Raw genomic sequence first — 15,322 nt, forward strand, 5'->3', positions numbered from 1 at the left:
CGCAACCGGGAGACACCATGCCGCTCGACCCCCAGGCCCGCGCCATGCTTGATGCCATGGCCGCCTTGCCCAGCCCCGACTTCTCCACGCTGCGCGCCGCCGACTACCGTGCCGCGCTGGCGGCCATGCCGGGATTCGCACCCGGCGATGCCATCGCCGCGCAGCACGACCTGATCCTGGACGGTGCGGCCGGCCCGCTGCGGGCGCGCCTGTACCGGCCGGACGACAGCGCCGCGCTGCCGCTGGTGATCTATTTCCACGGCGGCGGCTTCGTGCTGTGCGGCCTCGATTCGCACGACAACATCTGCCGCACCCTGGCGCGCCGCAGCGGCGCGCTGGTGCTGTCGGTCGACTACCGGCTCGCGCCGGAAGCGCGCTTCCCGGCCGCCGCGGAAGACGCGGTCGCGGCGGTGCGATGGGCAGCTGCGCATGCGGCGCAACTGGGTGCGGATCCGGCGCGGATCGCCGTGGCGGGCGACAGCGCCGGTGGCAACCTCGCCGCCGTAGCCTGCCAGCAGGTGCGCGGCAGCGGCATCGCCCTGCGGCACCAGTTGCTGCTCTACCCTTACCTGGACTGCACCGATGCCGCGACCGGCAGCGCCAGCTACCGCGAATGCGCAACCGGCTACTTCCTGAGCGCGGCGGAACTGAACTGGTATCGCGCCCAGTATCTCGGCAATCGCGCCGATGCCGCGGACGTGCGCGCCAGCCCGCTGCGCCAGCGCGACCTGCATGGCTTGCCACCGGCCACCATCATCACCGCCGAGTACGACCCGCTGCGCGACCAGGGCGAAGGCTACGGCGAAGCGCTGCAGCGCGCGGGCAACAGCGCCACCGTGCGCCGCTGGCCGGGGCAGTTCCATGGCTTCATCAGCATGCAGGGCGTGATCGATGCCGCCAGCGACGCACTGGATGCGGCCGCAGCGGCGCTGCGCCACGCGTTCGGCAGCAGCCGGCAGGAGGCAGCATGAGCACGGCCAACGCCTTGCCGCCGATGGCCGACGTGCTTGCCGCACTGGCCGCTGGCCAGCGCGTGGTGGTGATCGAGGACGAGACCACCGAGGCCACCGGCTGCGTGCTGGTTACCGCCGAACGCACCACCGAGGCCGACGTCAACTTCATGGCCGCCGAGGCGCGCGGCCTGGTCTGCATGGCCATCACCGAGGCGCGCCGCGACCGGCTGCAGTTGCCGCCGATGGCCGCCAGCCAGCGCCAGCGCGAGCGCTACACGGTGTCGATCGAAGCGGCCACCGGCGTCAGCACCGGCATTTCCGCGGCGGACCGGGCGCTGACGCTGCGCGTAGCGGCAGCGGCGCGCGCCCAACCGGCAGACCTGGTCCAGCCGGGACACATCTTTCCGGTGGTAGCGCAGGCCGACGGCGTGCTGCGCCGCGCCGGCTTTGCCGAGGCCTGCTCCGACCTGCCGCGGCTGGCCGGGCGTGTCGCCGCCGGCGCCTATGCGATGCTGCTTGATGACGACGGCGACCTGCTGCGCGGCCCCGGCCTGCTGGCGTTTGCGCAACGCCACGGGTTAGCCGCGGTCTCGATCAGCGGGCTGATCCACCACCGGCTGCTGACCGAAGGCGCGCTGCGCCGTACCCGCTCGACCGGGCTGGATACGCCGTTCGGGCGCTTCACCGTGCACGCGTACCACGACGCCCCTGCCGACGCGCTGCACCTGGCATTGGTGCTGGGCGAGCCCGATCCGTCCAGGCCGGTACTGACGCGCGTGCAGGCGGTGGAAATGCAGCGCGACGTGCTGGCCTTCGGCACGCCGGCACAGTCCACCTCTCAGCCCGCCTGGAACCTGGAACGCTCGCTCGCCCGCATCGGCGCGGAGGGCTGCGGCGTGCTGGTGCTGCTGGACGAGCGCGAATCGCCGCAGCAGCGGCTGGCGCGGCTGGCCGCGCCGCCTGCCGCCGCGCCGGCGCCGGCCTTCGCGCAGCGCGCGCTGGGGGTCGGGGCGCAGATCCTGCGCGATGTGGGCGCGCACAAGCTGCGCCTGCTCAGCCATCCGGTGCCTTACCGCGCGGTCACCGGCTTCGACCTGGAGGTTACGGAGTTTGTCCCGCCGGGCCAGCCTGGTTGAACGGCGCGCCGAAGCAGTCGGCAAAGCTGCGCGTGAAGCGCTCCACTTCGGCGTCGGGCAGGTGGTTGATGCCCCCGGCCAGGCGCCGGCCGCCTCCGGTCTCGAAGGCGCGGCAGAAGTCGGCCGCACCGGTGATGCTGTGCGCCGGCACGCGCACGCTGACCGCAAAGCCGCCGCCGGATTTGGGCGACAGCAGGCCGATCGCATCGCCGGGACGTCCGCGCACCAGCTCGTTGGCCAGCACACCGATCGCGCGCCGTGCCCACGGTGCGTCCGGCAGCACCAGCAGCGCGGCGCCGGGGACTTCATGCACGGGCGACAGGCGGCGCGCCTGGGCCATGTCGTCCTCGTAGCCATCGCACAGCAGTGCGTAGGTGGCGCACTGCGCGGCGAACTCCAGCGGGTCGGCGAACGGCAGCATGTGCTGCGCCAGCTCGGCGGGATCGCAATGCAGGTCCGCCACGCACTCGCCATACGCGTTGTAGTTCAGGCAGGTGCCGAGCCGTTCCAGCATCAGGGTTTCGCGCGCGTCCAGCCGCGCCTGCGCCGCCATCGCGCGCGCCACGTCGCCGAGGTTGTCGCCAAAGGCGGCGGTGATCGCCCAGCGCCGGTGGCGCCCGTCGAGGTGGCGGTCGACCAGGATGCTGGTGCAGACCGCCGCGCTTTCGTCGATATGCGCGCGCAGACCGGCATGCGACGGCAGCTCGCCGGCGTGGTGGTGGTCGAAGTAGTCCACCTGCGCACCGGCGGCGAGCAGCCGCAGCAGCCCGTCGCGGTTCTGTTCGAGCGAGATGTCCAGCGCCGTCACGGTATCTCCGGCACAGGCGTCGATCCGCTCGAGCAGGCGGATATCGCGCTTGACGCCGGTGACCAGCGTCGCATCGCCGGGGTGCAAACGACGGGCCAGGCGCAGCTGCTGCAGGGCACACAGGCCGTCGGCGTCGCCGTTGAAGGCAAAGTAGCGGGTCATGGCAGTTGGCAGTAGAGCAGTCGGTCCGGCCGGTCAGGGCATGAAGTCGCCACCGTTGGCATCCAGCGAGGCCCCGGTGATCGCACGGGCGTAGTCCGACACCAGGAACAGCGCCGCGCGCGCGCAGTCGTCGTCCGTCGGCATGCGGCCCAACGCAATCTGGGAAGCCACCGGTGCGATGATAGCGTCCTCGGCGACCCCCTGTTCGGCCGCGGCGTGGCGCACATAACCCTGCACCGGCGCGCCCCACATCCAGCCCATGAAGATGCTGTTGGCGCGGATGCCATGCGGCCCCAGTTCGCGCGCCAGGTACTTGACCGCCACCGCCAGCGCGCCCTTGGACGCGGCGTAGCCCGATTCGCCGGGCATCGGCTTGCGCGTGGCCTGGGTGTTGATCATCACGATGGCGCCGCCGCCCTGCGGCTTCATCAGCGCGGCCACCTCCTGCGTCAGCGTCATGGTGCCGAAGACATTGGTGTCGAACACCTGGCGCCAGACGTCCAGGTCGGCTGCTTCCACCGGCTCGGGGAAATTGCCGTGCTGGAAGGCGCTGTTGACCAGCGCGTCGATGCGGCCGAAGCGGCGCACGGTCTCGCTGGCGAGATGGCGGGACTGGGCGCGGTCGGTGATGTCGGTCACCACCTTCAGCACTTCACAGTCGGCGCCCAGTGCATCGATGCGGGCCTGGGCCTCGTCCAGCTTCGCGGCGGTGCGCGCGGCGATGGCAACGGCGCGGGCGCCCTCGCGCGCGGCCTCTACCGCCAGCTTGATGCCCAGACCCGGGCCGATGCCCGATACGATCACGATCTTGTCTTTCAGCAGCATGTGGATGTCTCCTCGGTGTGTTTTCGGTATCAGTCGCGGCTCAGCACATGGCGTGCGCGATAGCCGGCGAAATCGCGTGCCAGCTGTGCCTGGCTCAGCCCGAACTGCTCGGGCGTATAGGCGTGCGCCGCGCGCCGGTTGCGCGGATTGCTTTCCATCCATGCCCACATGCCGGCGCGCGCGGCCTCGGTCAGCGGCATGCCGGCGAAGCGATAGACCGCCTGCGCCACGCCGAAGGGATCGCGCACCGTATCCTCGAAACGCACGTCGAGGAAGCGGCCGGCGGGCATGGCGTCGCGCACGGCCATGGCGTGATCGGTGCCGCGCCGCATCTGTTCGCTCCATTGGCGGCCTACCGCGACCGGATCCGGCGCATCGGCGTACATCTTCCACAACGTATGCGCCATGCTGGCCATCGACGGGATGGTCTGGACCGGATCGCGGTGGGTCAGCACCACCTGCGCGCCCGGGAACACCCGGAACAGGACTTCCAGCGTATGCAAATGCTGCGGGGTCTTCAGCACCCAGCGCTGCGCGGTCCCCTCGCCGCGCTGGCGCTTCTGCCACTGAAGGAACTGCAGCATGGTCTTCAGGTAGTCGTAGACCTCGGTGCGGTCCTGGCACGCCAGCCAGCCGGTGTAGCCGGGCACGTTGGCGTAGGAGTCCATTGCGCACAGGAATGAATGCTCCATCAGCATGAATTCCTCGTCGGCGGCCATGGCGTCGAGCGGATGGATGGCGAGGATGTCCGGGATGAAGCGGATCATCTGCGCCACTTCGTCGCGCGCCAGCGCAATGCGCCGGCTGGCATCGCGCACGTCCTCGCCGGGCAGCGGCGCGGGGTAGCGGGTTTCCCACCACGCCGCCGAGCAGAAGCGCGCGTCGGTAGCCAGCATGCGCTGCAGCAGCGTGGTGCCGGTGCGCGGCAGCCCGACGATGACCAGCGGGTCTTCAACGCGCTCCTGCAGGATCCCCGGATGGCGCCTGCAGTAGTCCTGGATCACCAGCCGGTTCACCAGCTGGGCCTGCAGCTTGGCTTGCAGCAGTTGCTCGCCTTGCTGCGAGAGGCCGGCCTCGCGTGCCAGCGAATCGGACAGCACGTCCAGGGCCTCGCGGTAGTTGCCCGGGCCGAAGTCGGCCAGGCCGCCGGCCTGCTCGCTCGCCTGCGCAAGCAGGCCCTTCACGTTGATGCCCTTCATGCGTTGTTCTCCCTGAGCGATGCGAGCTTGACCACGCGCGTGCGCGGATGCGCCGGCTGCGCCGCGCCCACCCAGCGCCAGCACATGGTGCCGTTGCGATGGCCGGCGGTCTCCAGCCAGTTGGACAGGCCCGGATCGCCCGCACTGAGGATGACGGTGACGCCGCCACCGGCATCGAGCCGGGCGCCGTGCTTGTTGATGCAGATGTCGTGGTAGCGGTAGTCGAGCGACTCCATCCAGTAGTTGTTGATCTGGAAGTTCCAGAACTCGCAGTCCGGCACCCGGTCGACCTCGACCACCAGCGCCTCGTCATCCGCGAGCTGCCAGCAGGAGTGGTAGTAGAAGATGTTGGGATCGCCGCCCGCCGCCTGGCACACGGCCTGGTCCGCGGGCGGCAGGGCGTTGACGTGGCCACCGTAGCCCCTGGCCCAGTCGGCAAAGATGCGCGCGGTGCTTTCGACAAAGCCGGCGGCGCGCAGCAGGCCGCCGTGCAGGCGCTCGGCGCTCAGCGCGGGCGGCTTGCCGTTGCCGTCAACGCGTTCGATATGCAGTTCGGCCGGGGTCTCTGCCTTGCGGTCGAGGAAGGTCTGGCGCACCACCAGCGCATTGGTGGCCGGCTCCATGCGCACCCAGTTGCCCTGCTGCGGCTGAGCGCCGAGGACGATCTCGAAGCTGCCGTCCGCCGCCACCGCCAGCTGGCTGCTGTCGATAAAGCCGGTCTGGACCATGCGTCCATCGGTTTCGTAGCCACCCTTCTGCGTGCCGAAGCTGAGGTACGCCACCGTGCCGCGCCGGCCGCGGATGCGGTACGCCGCATTGCCGTCCAGGCGCGCGTAGCGGTACAGGTTGTCCGGATTGTCAGCGCCGATCTTGGCGGTCTCGTGCGACGGCGAGAAGAAGCCGGGAAACGCCGGATCGGCGAACTCCACATGCATCTCCAGCGCAATGCGCAGCAAGCGGCTCAGGTAGCGGAAGCCCTCGGCGCGCGTGAGCGCGTCGGTCGGCGCTTCGGGGCGCAGGATCTGCTGCCCGCTGCGCTTGAGCACTTCGCAAAACTCGGCCCAGGTGTGGCCGCTCAGCAATTGGTCTTCGGCGGAGGTCGCCATCTGCCTGCTCCCGTGGTTCGTCGGCGAAGCAACGATACCCAGTGCAGGCCCAGCGCTTCCTCGTCCGGGGGGACTAGGAATTGCATGCCGCGGCCCGCGATTTCCTAGTCCGCCCGGACGAAGTGGCGCGGGGCCCCGGCTCGCTACCTTGTGGCCATGCCAGGCCACCGCGAGATCCGTGCATGGGCCGGCAAACCAAGAGGAGAACCCGATGTTGACCCACCTGGAGCAACTGGAGGCGGAGAGCATCCACATCATGCGGGAGGTGGTGGCGGAATGCGAAAACCCCGTCATGCTCTATTCCATCGGCAAGGACAGCGCCGTGATGCTGCACCTTGCGATGAAGGCCTTCCATCCCGCGCGGCCGCCGTTCCCGCTGCTGCATGTCGATACCACGTGGAAATTCCGCGAGATGATCGCGTTCCGCGACCAGACCGCCGACCGGCTCGGCCTGGACCTGCGCGTGCATATCAACCCCGAAGGGGTGGAGCGCAATATCAGCCCGCACGAGCACGGCTCGGCCGTCCACACCGACGTATGGAAAACGCAGGGCCTGAAGCAGGCGCTGGACCACTACGGCTTTGACGCCGCTTTCGGCGGCGCGCGCCGCGACGAGGAAAAGTCGCGCGCCAAGGAGCGGGTGTTCTCGGTGCGCACCGCCCAGCACCGCTGGGACCCGAAGATGCAGCGCCCCGAACTCTGGCGCCAGTACAACACCCGCAAGCGCAAAGGCGAGAGCCTGCGCGTGTTTCCGCTGTCGAACTGGACCGAGCTCGATATCTGGCAATACATCTACCTCAACGACATCCCGATCGTGCCGCTCTACTTTGCCAGGGAGCGTCCGGTAGTCGAGCGCGACGGCACGCTGATCATGGTCGACGACGAGCGCCTGCCGCTGCGCCCCGGCGAAACGCCGCGGATGCGCAAGGTCCGCTTCCGCACGCTGGGCTGCTACCCGCTCACCGGCGCGATCGAGAGCGAGGCCGACACGCTCGGCGGCATCATCCAGGAAATGCTGCTGGCGACCACGTCGGAGCGCCAGGGACGGCTGATCGACAGCGATTCGGCCGGTTCGATGGAGAAGAAGAAGCAGGAGGGATACTTCTGATGGCAACGCTGATCGACACCGCGCCGCCGATGGCGCAGCCCGCGGGCACGCAGAGCGAGATCGCCCACTACCTCCATGCCCAGCAAGGCAAGAGCCTGCTGCGCTTCATCACCTGCGGCAGCGTCGACGACGGCAAGAGCACGCTGATCGGCCGGCTGCTGTATGAGTCGAAGATGCTGTTCGAGGACCAGCTGGCGCAACTCGAAGCCGATTCGAGGAAGATGGGCACGCAGGGCGACAACCTCGACTTCGCGCTGCTGGTGGATGGCCTGGCCGCCGAACGCGAACAGGGCATCACCATCGACGTGGCCTATCGCTTCTTTGCCACCGACAAGCGCAAGTTCATCGTTGCCGACACGCCGGGGCACGAGCAATACACCCGCAACATGGTCACGGGCGCGTCCACCGCCGACCTGGCCATCCTGCTGGTGGACGCGCGCCGCGGCGTGCAGACGCAGACGCGCCGGCACAGCTACCTGGTGTCAACGCTGGGCATCCGGCGCGTGGTGCTGGCGGTCAACAAGCTCGACATGGTGGACTACTCGCGCGAGGTCCATACGCGCATCGAAACCGAGTACCGCGAATTCGCACGCCAGATCGGGCTGACCGATATCACCTGCATCCCGATGTCCGCGCTGCGTGGGGACAACATCACCGCGCCCAGCGCCAGCACGCCGTGGTACCAGGGCCCGACGCTGATGCAGCACCTGGAAACCGTGCCGATCGACAGCGCACCCGTGCAGGACGAGTCGTTCCGGCTGCCGGTGCAGTGGGTCAACCGGCCCAACCTGGATTTCCGCGGCTTCGCCGGCACCGTCAGCGCCGGCGAAATCCGCCGCGGCGACCGGGTGCGCGCGCTGCCCTCGGGCCGCGAAAGCCGCGTGGCCGCCATCGTCGGCGCCAATGGCGAATGCGAGCATGCGGTACGCGGCCAGGCGGTGACGCTGACGCTGGCCGACGAGATCGACATCAGCCGCGGCGATGTGCTCGCGTGCGCGGAAGACCCGCCCGCGGTGGCCGACCAGTTCGAAGCCACGCTGGTGTGGATGAGCGAGGATGCGATGCTGCCCGGCCGCCCCTACCTGCTCAAGCTCGGCACGCGCACCGTGGGCGTGACGGTCGCGCAGCCCAAGTACAAGGTCAACGTCAACACGCTCGAACACCTGGCCGCGCGCACGCTGGAGCTCAACGAGATCGGCGTGTGCAACCTGCACCTGGACCGGCCGGTGGCGTTCGACCCCTATGCGCGCAGCCGCGAACTGGGCGGCTTCATCGTCATCGACCGCCTGACCAACAACACCGTCGGCGCCGGCATGCTGCATTTTGCGCTGCGCCGGGCGCAGAACGTCCACTGGCAGGCGATCGACGTAGACCGCCGCGCCCACGCCGCGCTCAAGCACCAGTCACCTCGCATCGTCTGGTTCACCGGGCTGTCCGGCGCGGGCAAGTCCACCATCGCCAACCTGGTGGAAAAACGTCTGCATGCGCTCGGCCACCACACCTACCTGCTCGATGGCGACAACGTGCGCCATGGGCTGAACAAGGACCTGGGCTTCTCCGAGGCCGACCGCGTCGAGAACATCCGGCGCGTGGCTGAAGTGGCAAGGCTGATGCTCGATGCGGGGCTGATCGTGCTGGTGTCGTTCATCTCGCCGTTCCGCTCCGAGCGTGAGATGGCGCGCACGCTGGCGGGCGACGGCGAATTCGTCGAGGTCTTCATCGATACGCCGCTGGCGGTGGCCGAGCAGCGCGACCCCAAGGGCCTGTACCGCAAGGCGCGGCGCGGCGAGCTGAAGAACTTCACCGGCATCGATTCGCCGTACGAGGCGCCCGACCGGCCCGAGCTGCGCATCGACACCACCGCCGACACGGCTGAGCAGGCGGCGGAACGGATCGTGGCGTGGCTGCGGGATAGGACTTAGGCTGAATGGACGATGAGGCCGTGGTGGGGGTGGGTACGATGGGTGAATCCGAGTTTCTGCCGGAGATCCTGACCGCGCCCACCCGGGACCAATGCGCTTGCATGGCCGACTGCTTGCTCCCTCTCCCGCCTGCGGGAGAGGGAGCACACCGGCCATCAACCCACACGCCTCGACCATGCTGCCACATTCCCTGCAGGCCGCCGAACTCAGCGCCCTGCTCGCCCAGCTCTACCAGGGTCCCACCGAAGCCGTCCCCTGGGCCGGCTTCCTCGAAACCGTGCGCCAGCGCCTCGAGGCCGTCTTCGTCACGCTGGTGCTGCGCCACCCCGCCACCGACCGCCCCGGCCTGATCGTCAACGCCTCCGCCTACGGCCCGCACCTGCCCGGCGAACCCTCGTACAGCGAGCAGTACTACGCGCTGTGCCCCTTCCTCGACCTCCATCCCGACCGCCTCTTCAGCGCCGATGAACTGTTCGGCGAAGCCGGGTGGCTGGCCCACCCGTTCTATACCCAGTACCTCGCGCCGCTGGACCTGCGCTATATCCTCGCCGCCAACCTCGTCACCGCCGACGGCGTGGAATGCGCGCTGTTCATCAGCCGCGGCGAGGCCGGCCAGGATTTCGGCGCCACCGAGAGGGCGCTGCTGCAAGGCCTGCTGCCGCACCTGAAGCGCGCGGTCGACCTGCATGCCGCGCTCGACCTGCTGCAATCCGAGCGCGCCCTGTACGCGGAAGCCGTGGACCGGCTGCTGGTCGGCACCATCATCCTCGACGAACACGGCAAGGCCATCCGCAGCAACGACGTCGCCAGGCGCCTGCTGCAAGAGCGCGACGGCCTCCATCTGTCCGGCGGCACGCTGCACGCACACTGCCCGGTGGAAAACCGCCGCTTCCGCAAGATCCTCGAAGACGCCGCGCAAGCCCACGCACTGGCCACCTCGCGCAGCGAAGTCACGCTGCTCAGCCGCCCCGCGGCGGCCACGCCGCTGAGCGTGCTGGTGCGGCCCATTCCCCTCAGCTACCGCACCGAAGACAAGGCCCGCCGCCCCGCGGTCGCGGTATTCATCCGCGACCCGGCCGGGTCGCCGCGCAACACGCACGCCAGCCTGCGCAAGCTGTTCCACCTGACGCCAACGGAGATCGAGCTGGCCTTGCTGATGGTCGATGGCCTGACGCTGGATGAAGCAGCCGTCAGGCTCGGCGTGAAGAAGAACACGGTACGCGCGCACCTGCGGGGGATCTTTGCCAAGACCGGGGCGACAAGGCAGGCGGTGTTGGTGAAGATGCTGTTGTCTAGTGTGGTGGGGATGGGGTGAGGCCCCCACAGCTCTGGGCTCGTTCAACAATCGCGTCAATGCCGAGCCGCAAGCCAACATTCCATAAAAAAAATGCCGACCATCACCCCCAAGGCCGGCACCAAGCTCACAGCATCCGGAGACTCGCGGAGCATACCCCCAGTATCCCCCAGCAACACCAAATCATCATCGTCCACCCAGACTCGTCCATTCAGGGTATGCGCCCCGCACAGCCCAGCCCTAGTGTTGGATTCCCAAACAAAGAAATGAAAGGAGACAACAGAATGGCCAAGCCAGAAAATCTGGTCACCTCAATCACCGTGGAAATCGAAGCCCCCGCTTCCCTAGTATGGGAAGTCCTGACCGACTTCCCCCGCTACGCGGAATGGAACACCTTCTGCCCCGGCCTGGAAACCACTGCGAAGCTTGGCGACATGGTCCACATGCAAGTCCGCATCCCGGGCACCGACCAGATCATCCCGGTCAATGAGTACCTCGTGGCATGGGAACCGGAACGCCTGCTGTCGTGGGAGCAACGCCCCACCGACGCAAACAAGGACGCCGCCCGCCGCGACCAGTACATAGAAGCAATCGCACCCGCCCGCACCCGCTACTTCACCACCGACCTGTTCCTGGGCCTGAACGCCGAAACCATCATGCGCGAACACGGCGCCTGGGTAAAACAGGGCTTCGACCAGGTGGCAAGGGATGTCAAGGCGCGCGCCGAAGCGCTGCACGCGCAGCGCCAGGGCTGACCCATAGCGTGGAAGACCACCCCGCCGCCGTCATTGCGGCGGGCGCTGGCTGAGCACCACCATGGCCGCAACGCCCCGGCTGCGCACGCAGGCAGCATCGCACCCATCCGGACCCGCCGTGCCGGCAGCACGGGCTTCATCGTGGCCGCCGTATGCCACGGCGACCCCATTCCCGCCTGCAAGCACCCAGGCCACTCCCAGGCCGGCCCCTACCGCGGCCAGCCCGGCCGCCCAACGCAATCCGAGCCGCTTCATCGCTGTCTCCTCCGCACCCTTTCCGGGTCCTTTGACAGCATCGTAGGCGGCGCTCGCCGCCGTCTCTTCGTCCGAGCAGACTAGGGGGTATCCCGAGGAAATGCCGGGCCGGTGGCCCCGTCCGGGCATGCACCGCGTTGCATACCAGGTGCCGCATACAGCCGCGCCAGCGATGCCGCGCACCCGGACAAGCCGGACGGCGCCAGCTGCAGCGCATGGGCGCTGAGCAAGCCCCACAGGTGCGCGACCAGCAGGCCAGCCTGGGCTGGCTCGGCCATCCGGGCCGCCAGCGCGTTGCGCAGGGTATTGGCACCCTGCAACACGCGCGCGCGCAGCGGACACAGCTCGCAGGCGGTGCCGCACTTGTGCTGCAGCAGGAACGCCAGCAGGCTGACATGGCATGCCATGCCATCGCCATCATCGCCATCGAGCAAGGCGGCAAGCGCCGGCTCCAGCAGGTCCGTGGCCGCGCCGGCGGAGCGCCGGGCCAGCGGTGCGAGCCGTTCGGCAAGATCCGCTTCGGCACAGGACAGCAGCGCGCCCATCAATGCGGCGCGCGAACGGAAATGGGCATACACCGCCCCGCGCGTCATGCCGATGGCGCGGGCCACATCCTCCAGCGTGACGCAATGCACGCCCCGCTGGCGCATCAGTTGCTGCGCGCTGGCAAGAATGCGCCCGCGCGTGGCTACGGCATCGTCTCGGCTACGCCGGACCATCGGTGCGGTGGGTGCGGTGTCGTCTTAGAGGAAATGCACGTCGTCCGGCGCCCAGTGGGCGCGCATGCTCTGGATGCGCCCGTCCGCGCCGAACGTCATGATGTCGGTCACGTCGATGCGTGCCGCCCGTCCTTCAAGCCGGGCATGCACCGCGAAGGTCAGGGCGGCGGCATTGCCGTGCGAACCGCGCGGCGGCGCCACCATCTCCAGGCGCGCGCCGAGCGAGGTGGCGTGCTGGTAGAAGGCAAGGATGGCCGGCTTGCCGGCAAGCGGCTGCGCGCCGACCGGATCCTCCACCGTGGCATCGTCCGCGTAGAGCGCGGCGATGCCCTCGGCATCGCCGGCATTGAAGCGTTCGACATAGGCAAGCAGCGTGGCTTTCATCGCGGCGCTATCGGGCATCGTGCTCTCCTCGTCCTGTCAGCGCGCGGTGTAGCCGCCGTCGATCACCAGCTCGGCGCCGGTGACATAGCGTCCGGCATCGGAGACCAGGTACAGGATGCCCGCCGCGATGTCGCGCGGCTGCCCGACTTGGCCGACCGGCGTCAGGCCGCCGAGATAGTCGAACAGCGCCTCGCCCTGCCCCGAGGCCTGGGCCACGTGCTCGAGCATTGGCGTGCGGATATAGCCGGGATGGATAGAGTTGGCGCGAATCCCCTTGGCCGCATAGAGCATGGCATCGGTCTTGGCCATCATCCGCACCGCGGCCTTCGACGCATGGTAAGGCGGCACGTCCGGCCCCGCGGCAATGCCATACATCGACGACACGTTGACGATGGCCCCGCTGCCGGCGCGCTCCATGTGCGCGATGGCATGCTTGGTGCACAGGAAGGTGCCGGTCACATTCACCGCCATCACCTTCTGCCATTGCTCCAGCGCCACCTGGTGGGTCGGTTCGTTCGGGCCTTCGATGCCGGCGTTGTTGACGAGGATGTCGAGCCCGCCGAAGCGCGCCGCCACCGCGCCCAGCACGCGCGCCACGTCGATTTCGCTGGTGACGTCGAGCTGCCAGAACGCGGCCTCGCCGCCTGCGCCGCAGATGGCCTCGGCGGTGGCCTTGCCGTCGGCTTCCAGCACATCGAGCACGGCCACCTTCGCGCCTGCCGCCGCCAGCACACGGGCGGTTTCCGCGCCGATGCCGCGCGCGGCGCCGGTGATGGCGGCTACCTTGCCGCGCAGGTCGAACAGGCTATACGGGTATTCCATGATGTCTCCTGAGATGTCGTTGTATGGATATGCGCGCCAATTATGCCGCCACGGCCTGCGCGGTATCGGCCAGGAAGCCTAGGCATTCGCGATTGAAATACGCGGCGTGCTCGACCATCACCCAGTGCCCGCAGCGGTTGATCATGACAAAGCGGGCATCGGCGCAGCCGCCGAGGAACTTCATCGCGCCGGCGGCGGGATTGAACTGGTCCTCCGTGCCCCAGAAGCCGAGCACCGGGCAGCGGATCTCGCCCAGCCGCTCCGTCAGGTTGGGCACCCTCATGGTGGCCAGCACCTCGCGCGGCTGCTCGCGGCACACCGCCATGCGCTCGTCCACCAGCGCGTCGGTGACCAGGCTGGCGTCATGCACCAGCAATTGCAGCAGCTGCCGCATGGTGTCCGGGTTCATGTGCCCGCCGGTGAACAGCGACACCATGCGCTGGATGCCTTCCATCTGGAAGTAGGTCTCGCGCTCTTCCACGCCGCCCGGGGCCATCATGACCAGCCGGCTCACATGCTCGGGATAGTCCAGCGCGTACTTCAGCGCAATCGCGCCGCCGAGCGAATTGCCGACCAATACGCAGCGCTGCAGCTCCAGTGCCACCAGCTGCTCCCGTAGCGCGCCGACGAAGAAATCCAGCGTGTATTCGACGTCATCCGGCTTGGACGACAAGCCATAGCCGGGCAGATCCACCACCACGGTACGGAAGCCCGCCGCAGCGAAGGCCGGCACGTTGAAGCGGAAGTTGCTGTGCCCGCTCGCGCCCGGGCCGCTGCCGTGGATAAAGACCACGGGTTCGCCACTGCCAGCGTCCAGGCTGTGCAGCCGCAGGCCCCCGGACGTGGTGACGAAGCGCCCGACCGGCAGGTTGGGATGCAGGGATGAAGGCGGTTGCTGTGGCGTAGCGGACATGAGGGCGTCTCCCGTGGAATCGTGCAGCGATATTGCGCAGCCACGGCCTGCCGGGCATCGTTCATTCGGACTAAGAGCGATCCCTCCACTTCTCCTACGATGGGCCCTCCATGCATCAGGGGGGACCCCATGACAGGATTCGACTACACCGGCCAGGCCGTGCTGGTGACCGGCGGCATGCGCGGCATCGGCCGCGCCATCAGCGAGGCTTTCCTGCGCGCGGGCGCGCAGGTCTTCGTCTGCGGACGCACCGCGCCCGCGCACGACGGCGAGCTGCCGAGCGCAGACGGGCGCAGCGCCCGCTTTATCGCCGCGGACATACGCGACCTCGAACAGGCCGATGCCATGCTGGCCGAGATCGCGCAGGCCAGCCCCACGCTGGACGTCGTGATCCACAACGCCGGCGGCTCGCCGTACGCGCTGGTCGCCGAAGCCTCGCCACGCCTGCTGGAATCGGTGATCCGGCTGAACCTGGTGGCACCGCTGCAGCTGGCGCAGCGCGTCAATGCCCGCATGCAGCGGCAGCCCGGCGGCGGCACGCAACTGTTCGTCGGCAGCGTCAGCGCGCTGCGGCCCTCGCCCGGCACCGCGGCCTATGGCGCCGCCAAGGCCGGCATCCTCAACGCGGTGCGCACCCTCGCGGTGGAATGGGCGCCGCGCGTGCGCGTTGCCGCGGTCAGTCCGGGCATGGTGCTGACCGACACCTCGCGCGACCAGCACTACGGCGATCCCGGGGCACTGCGCGCGATGGCCGCGACAGTGCCGCTGGGCCGCCTGGCACAGCCTGATGACATCGCCAATGCATGCCTGTTCCTGGCTTCGCCGCAGGCGTCGTATGTGTCGGGCGCCAACCTCGTGATCGATGGCGGCGGCGAACGCCCGGCCTTTCTCGACGCGGCATCGCTCAACCGCGTGCCGTAGGGAAACCGCCTAGTCCGTTCTGCCGATTTGTGCAGGTCTC

General features: G+C 68.8%; 15 protein-coding genes. 7 read left to right on the forward strand and 8 right to left on the reverse strand.

The window, feature by feature from the left end; translation table 11 throughout:
* Positions 1 to 17: 17 nt before the first annotated feature.
* Positions 18 to 971, forward strand: coding sequence for an alpha/beta hydrolase (locus IPF36_RS10585; RefSeq protein ID WP_195427947.1), 954 nt, complete (start codon positions 18 to 20; stop codon positions 969 to 971).
* Positions 968 to 2,089 (forward strand): 3,4-dihydroxy-2-butanone-4-phosphate synthase, encoded by a 1,122-nt coding sequence (locus IPF36_RS10590; protein WP_133094823.1) that lies wholly within the window; start codon positions 968 to 970, stop codon positions 2,087 to 2,089. The genes IPF36_RS10585 and IPF36_RS10590 overlap by 4 nt, the downstream gene beginning before the upstream one ends.
* On the opposite strand, the gene IPF36_RS10595 is transcribed toward IPF36_RS10590, so the two are convergent.
* The 4 genes from IPF36_RS10595 to IPF36_RS10610 are packed head-to-tail and all read right to left on the reverse strand — an operon-like array spanning position 2,055 to position 6,189.
* Positions 2,055 to 3,059: an acetyltransferase gene (locus IPF36_RS10595; protein ID WP_195427948.1), complete on the reverse strand. Its 1,005-nt coding sequence runs from the start codon at positions 3,057 to 3,059 to the stop codon at positions 2,055 to 2,057. The two genes, IPF36_RS10590 and IPF36_RS10595, sit on opposite strands and share 35 nt — an antisense overlap.
* 33 nt (positions 3,060 to 3,092) lie before the next feature.
* Entirely contained in the window at positions 3,093 to 3,884 is a 792-nt protein-coding gene (locus tag IPF36_RS10600; RefSeq protein WP_135703591.1) for an SDR family oxidoreductase, read from the reverse strand.
* A gap of 29 nt (positions 3,885 to 3,913) precedes the next feature.
* Positions 3,914 to 5,083: a sulfotransferase gene (locus IPF36_RS10605; RefSeq protein ID WP_195427949.1), complete on the reverse strand. Its 1,170-nt coding sequence runs from the start codon at positions 5,081 to 5,083 to the stop codon at positions 3,914 to 3,916.
* Positions 5,080 to 6,189 (reverse strand): DUF1214 domain-containing protein, encoded by a 1,110-nt coding sequence (locus tag IPF36_RS10610; RefSeq protein ID WP_135703589.1) that lies wholly within the window; start codon positions 6,187 to 6,189, stop codon positions 5,080 to 5,082. Before IPF36_RS10610 ends, IPF36_RS10605 begins: the two co-directional genes overlap by 4 nt.
* Positions 6,190 to 6,367: 178 nt before the next feature.
* Here IPF36_RS10610 and cysD point away from each other — a divergent pair, with 178 nt between their 5' ends.
* The 4 genes from cysD to IPF36_RS10630 all read left to right on the forward strand — a co-directional run bounded on the left by cysD (position 6,368) and on the right by IPF36_RS10630 (position 11,268).
* The gene (cysD, locus tag IPF36_RS10615) at positions 6,368 to 7,297 is read left to right on the forward strand and encodes a sulfate adenylyltransferase subunit CysD (RefSeq protein WP_255286413.1); all 930 of its coding nucleotides are present in this window, start codon (positions 6,368 to 6,370) and stop codon (positions 7,295 to 7,297) included.
* On the forward strand, positions 7,297 to 9,219 hold the full coding sequence (gene cysN / locus IPF36_RS10620) for a sulfate adenylyltransferase subunit CysN (protein ID WP_135703588.1): 1,923 nt from the start codon (positions 7,297 to 7,299) through the stop codon (positions 9,217 to 9,219). The genes cysD and cysN overlap by 1 nt, the downstream gene beginning before the upstream one ends.
* Positions 9,220 to 9,394: 175 nt before the next feature.
* Positions 9,395 to 10,534, forward strand: a complete 1,140-nt coding sequence (locus tag IPF36_RS10625; protein WP_133094816.1) for a helix-turn-helix transcriptional regulator — start codon at positions 9,395 to 9,397, stop codon at positions 10,532 to 10,534.
* A gap of 263 nt (positions 10,535 to 10,797) precedes the next feature.
* A complete protein-coding gene (locus IPF36_RS10630; protein WP_195427950.1) occupies positions 10,798 to 11,268 on the forward strand; it encodes an SRPBCC domain-containing protein in 471 nt (156 codons plus the stop codon).
* Between the two features lie 335 nt (positions 11,269 to 11,603).
* On the opposite strand, the gene IPF36_RS10635 is transcribed toward IPF36_RS10630, so the two are convergent.
* The 4 genes from IPF36_RS10635 to IPF36_RS10650 are packed head-to-tail and all read right to left on the reverse strand — an operon-like array spanning position 11,604 to position 14,361.
* Positions 11,604 to 12,242, reverse strand: coding sequence for a TetR/AcrR family transcriptional regulator (locus tag IPF36_RS10635; protein ID WP_133094813.1), 639 nt, complete (start codon positions 12,240 to 12,242; stop codon positions 11,604 to 11,606).
* A gap of 24 nt (positions 12,243 to 12,266) precedes the next feature.
* Positions 12,267 to 12,644: a nuclear transport factor 2 family protein gene (locus IPF36_RS10640; RefSeq protein ID WP_195427951.1), complete on the reverse strand. Its 378-nt coding sequence runs from the start codon at positions 12,642 to 12,644 to the stop codon at positions 12,267 to 12,269.
* An 18-nt stretch (positions 12,645 to 12,662) separates the two neighbouring features.
* Complete coding sequence (locus IPF36_RS10645) at positions 12,663 to 13,448, reverse strand: SDR family NAD(P)-dependent oxidoreductase (RefSeq protein ID WP_195427952.1); 786 nt, start codon at positions 13,446 to 13,448, stop codon at positions 12,663 to 12,665.
* A gap of 40 nt (positions 13,449 to 13,488) precedes the next feature.
* A complete protein-coding gene (locus tag IPF36_RS10650) occupies positions 13,489 to 14,361 on the reverse strand; it encodes an alpha/beta fold hydrolase (protein ID WP_195427953.1) in 873 nt (290 codons plus the stop codon).
* Between the two features lie 129 nt (positions 14,362 to 14,490).
* Between IPF36_RS10650 and IPF36_RS10655 the strand changes: the two genes are divergently transcribed.
* A complete protein-coding gene (locus tag IPF36_RS10655) occupies positions 14,491 to 15,282 on the forward strand; it encodes an SDR family oxidoreductase (RefSeq protein ID WP_195427954.1) in 792 nt (263 codons plus the stop codon).
* The last annotated feature ends 40 nt before the right edge of the window (positions 15,283 to 15,322 follow it).

This window comes from Cupriavidus sp. IK-TO18 (assembly GCF_015549295.1).
GTDB lineage: Bacteria > Pseudomonadota > Gammaproteobacteria > Burkholderiales > Burkholderiaceae > Cupriavidus > Cupriavidus oxalaticus_A.

What these genes read in the sequence shown, in the direction of transcription:
- IPF36_RS10585 (WP_195427947.1), top strand. Translation starts at nt 18, where the DNA reads ATGCCGCTCGACCCCCAGGCCCGCGCCATGCTTGATGCCATGGCCGCC.
- IPF36_RS10590 (WP_133094823.1), top strand. Translation starts at nt 968, where the DNA reads ATGAGCACGGCCAACGCCTTGCCGCCGATGGCCGACGTGCTTGCCGCA.
- IPF36_RS10595 (WP_195427948.1), bottom strand. Translation starts at nt 3,059, where the DNA reads ATGACCCGCTACTTTGCCTTCAACGGCGACGCCGACGGCCTGTGTGCC.
- IPF36_RS10600 (WP_135703591.1), bottom strand. Translation starts at nt 3,884, where the DNA reads ATGCTGCTGAAAGACAAGATCGTGATCGTATCGGGCATCGGCCCGGGT.
- IPF36_RS10605 (WP_195427949.1), bottom strand. Translation starts at nt 5,083, where the DNA reads ATGAAGGGCATCAACGTGAAGGGCCTGCTTGCGCAGGCGAGCGAGCAG.
- IPF36_RS10610 (WP_135703589.1), bottom strand. Translation starts at nt 6,189, where the DNA reads ATGGCGACCTCCGCCGAAGACCAATTGCTGAGCGGCCACACCTGGGCC.
- cysN (WP_135703588.1), top strand. Translation starts at nt 7,297, where the DNA reads ATGGCAACGCTGATCGACACCGCGCCGCCGATGGCGCAGCCCGCGGGC.
- IPF36_RS10625 (WP_133094816.1), top strand. Translation starts at nt 9,395, where the DNA reads ATGCTGCCACATTCCCTGCAGGCCGCCGAACTCAGCGCCCTGCTCGCC.
- IPF36_RS10630 (WP_195427950.1), top strand. Translation starts at nt 10,798, where the DNA reads ATGGCCAAGCCAGAAAATCTGGTCACCTCAATCACCGTGGAAATCGAA.
- IPF36_RS10635 (WP_133094813.1), bottom strand. Translation starts at nt 12,242, where the DNA reads ATGGTCCGGCGTAGCCGAGACGATGCCGTAGCCACGCGCGGGCGCATT.
- IPF36_RS10640 (WP_195427951.1), bottom strand. Translation starts at nt 12,644, where the DNA reads ATGCCCGATAGCGCCGCGATGAAAGCCACGCTGCTTGCCTATGTCGAA.
- IPF36_RS10645 (WP_195427952.1), bottom strand. Translation starts at nt 13,448, where the DNA reads ATGGAATACCCGTATAGCCTGTTCGACCTGCGCGGCAAGGTAGCCGCC.
- IPF36_RS10650 (WP_195427953.1), bottom strand. Translation starts at nt 14,361, where the DNA reads ATGTCCGCTACGCCACAGCAACCGCCTTCATCCCTGCATCCCAACCTG.
- IPF36_RS10655 (WP_195427954.1), top strand. Translation starts at nt 14,491, where the DNA reads ATGACAGGATTCGACTACACCGGCCAGGCCGTGCTGGTGACCGGCGGC.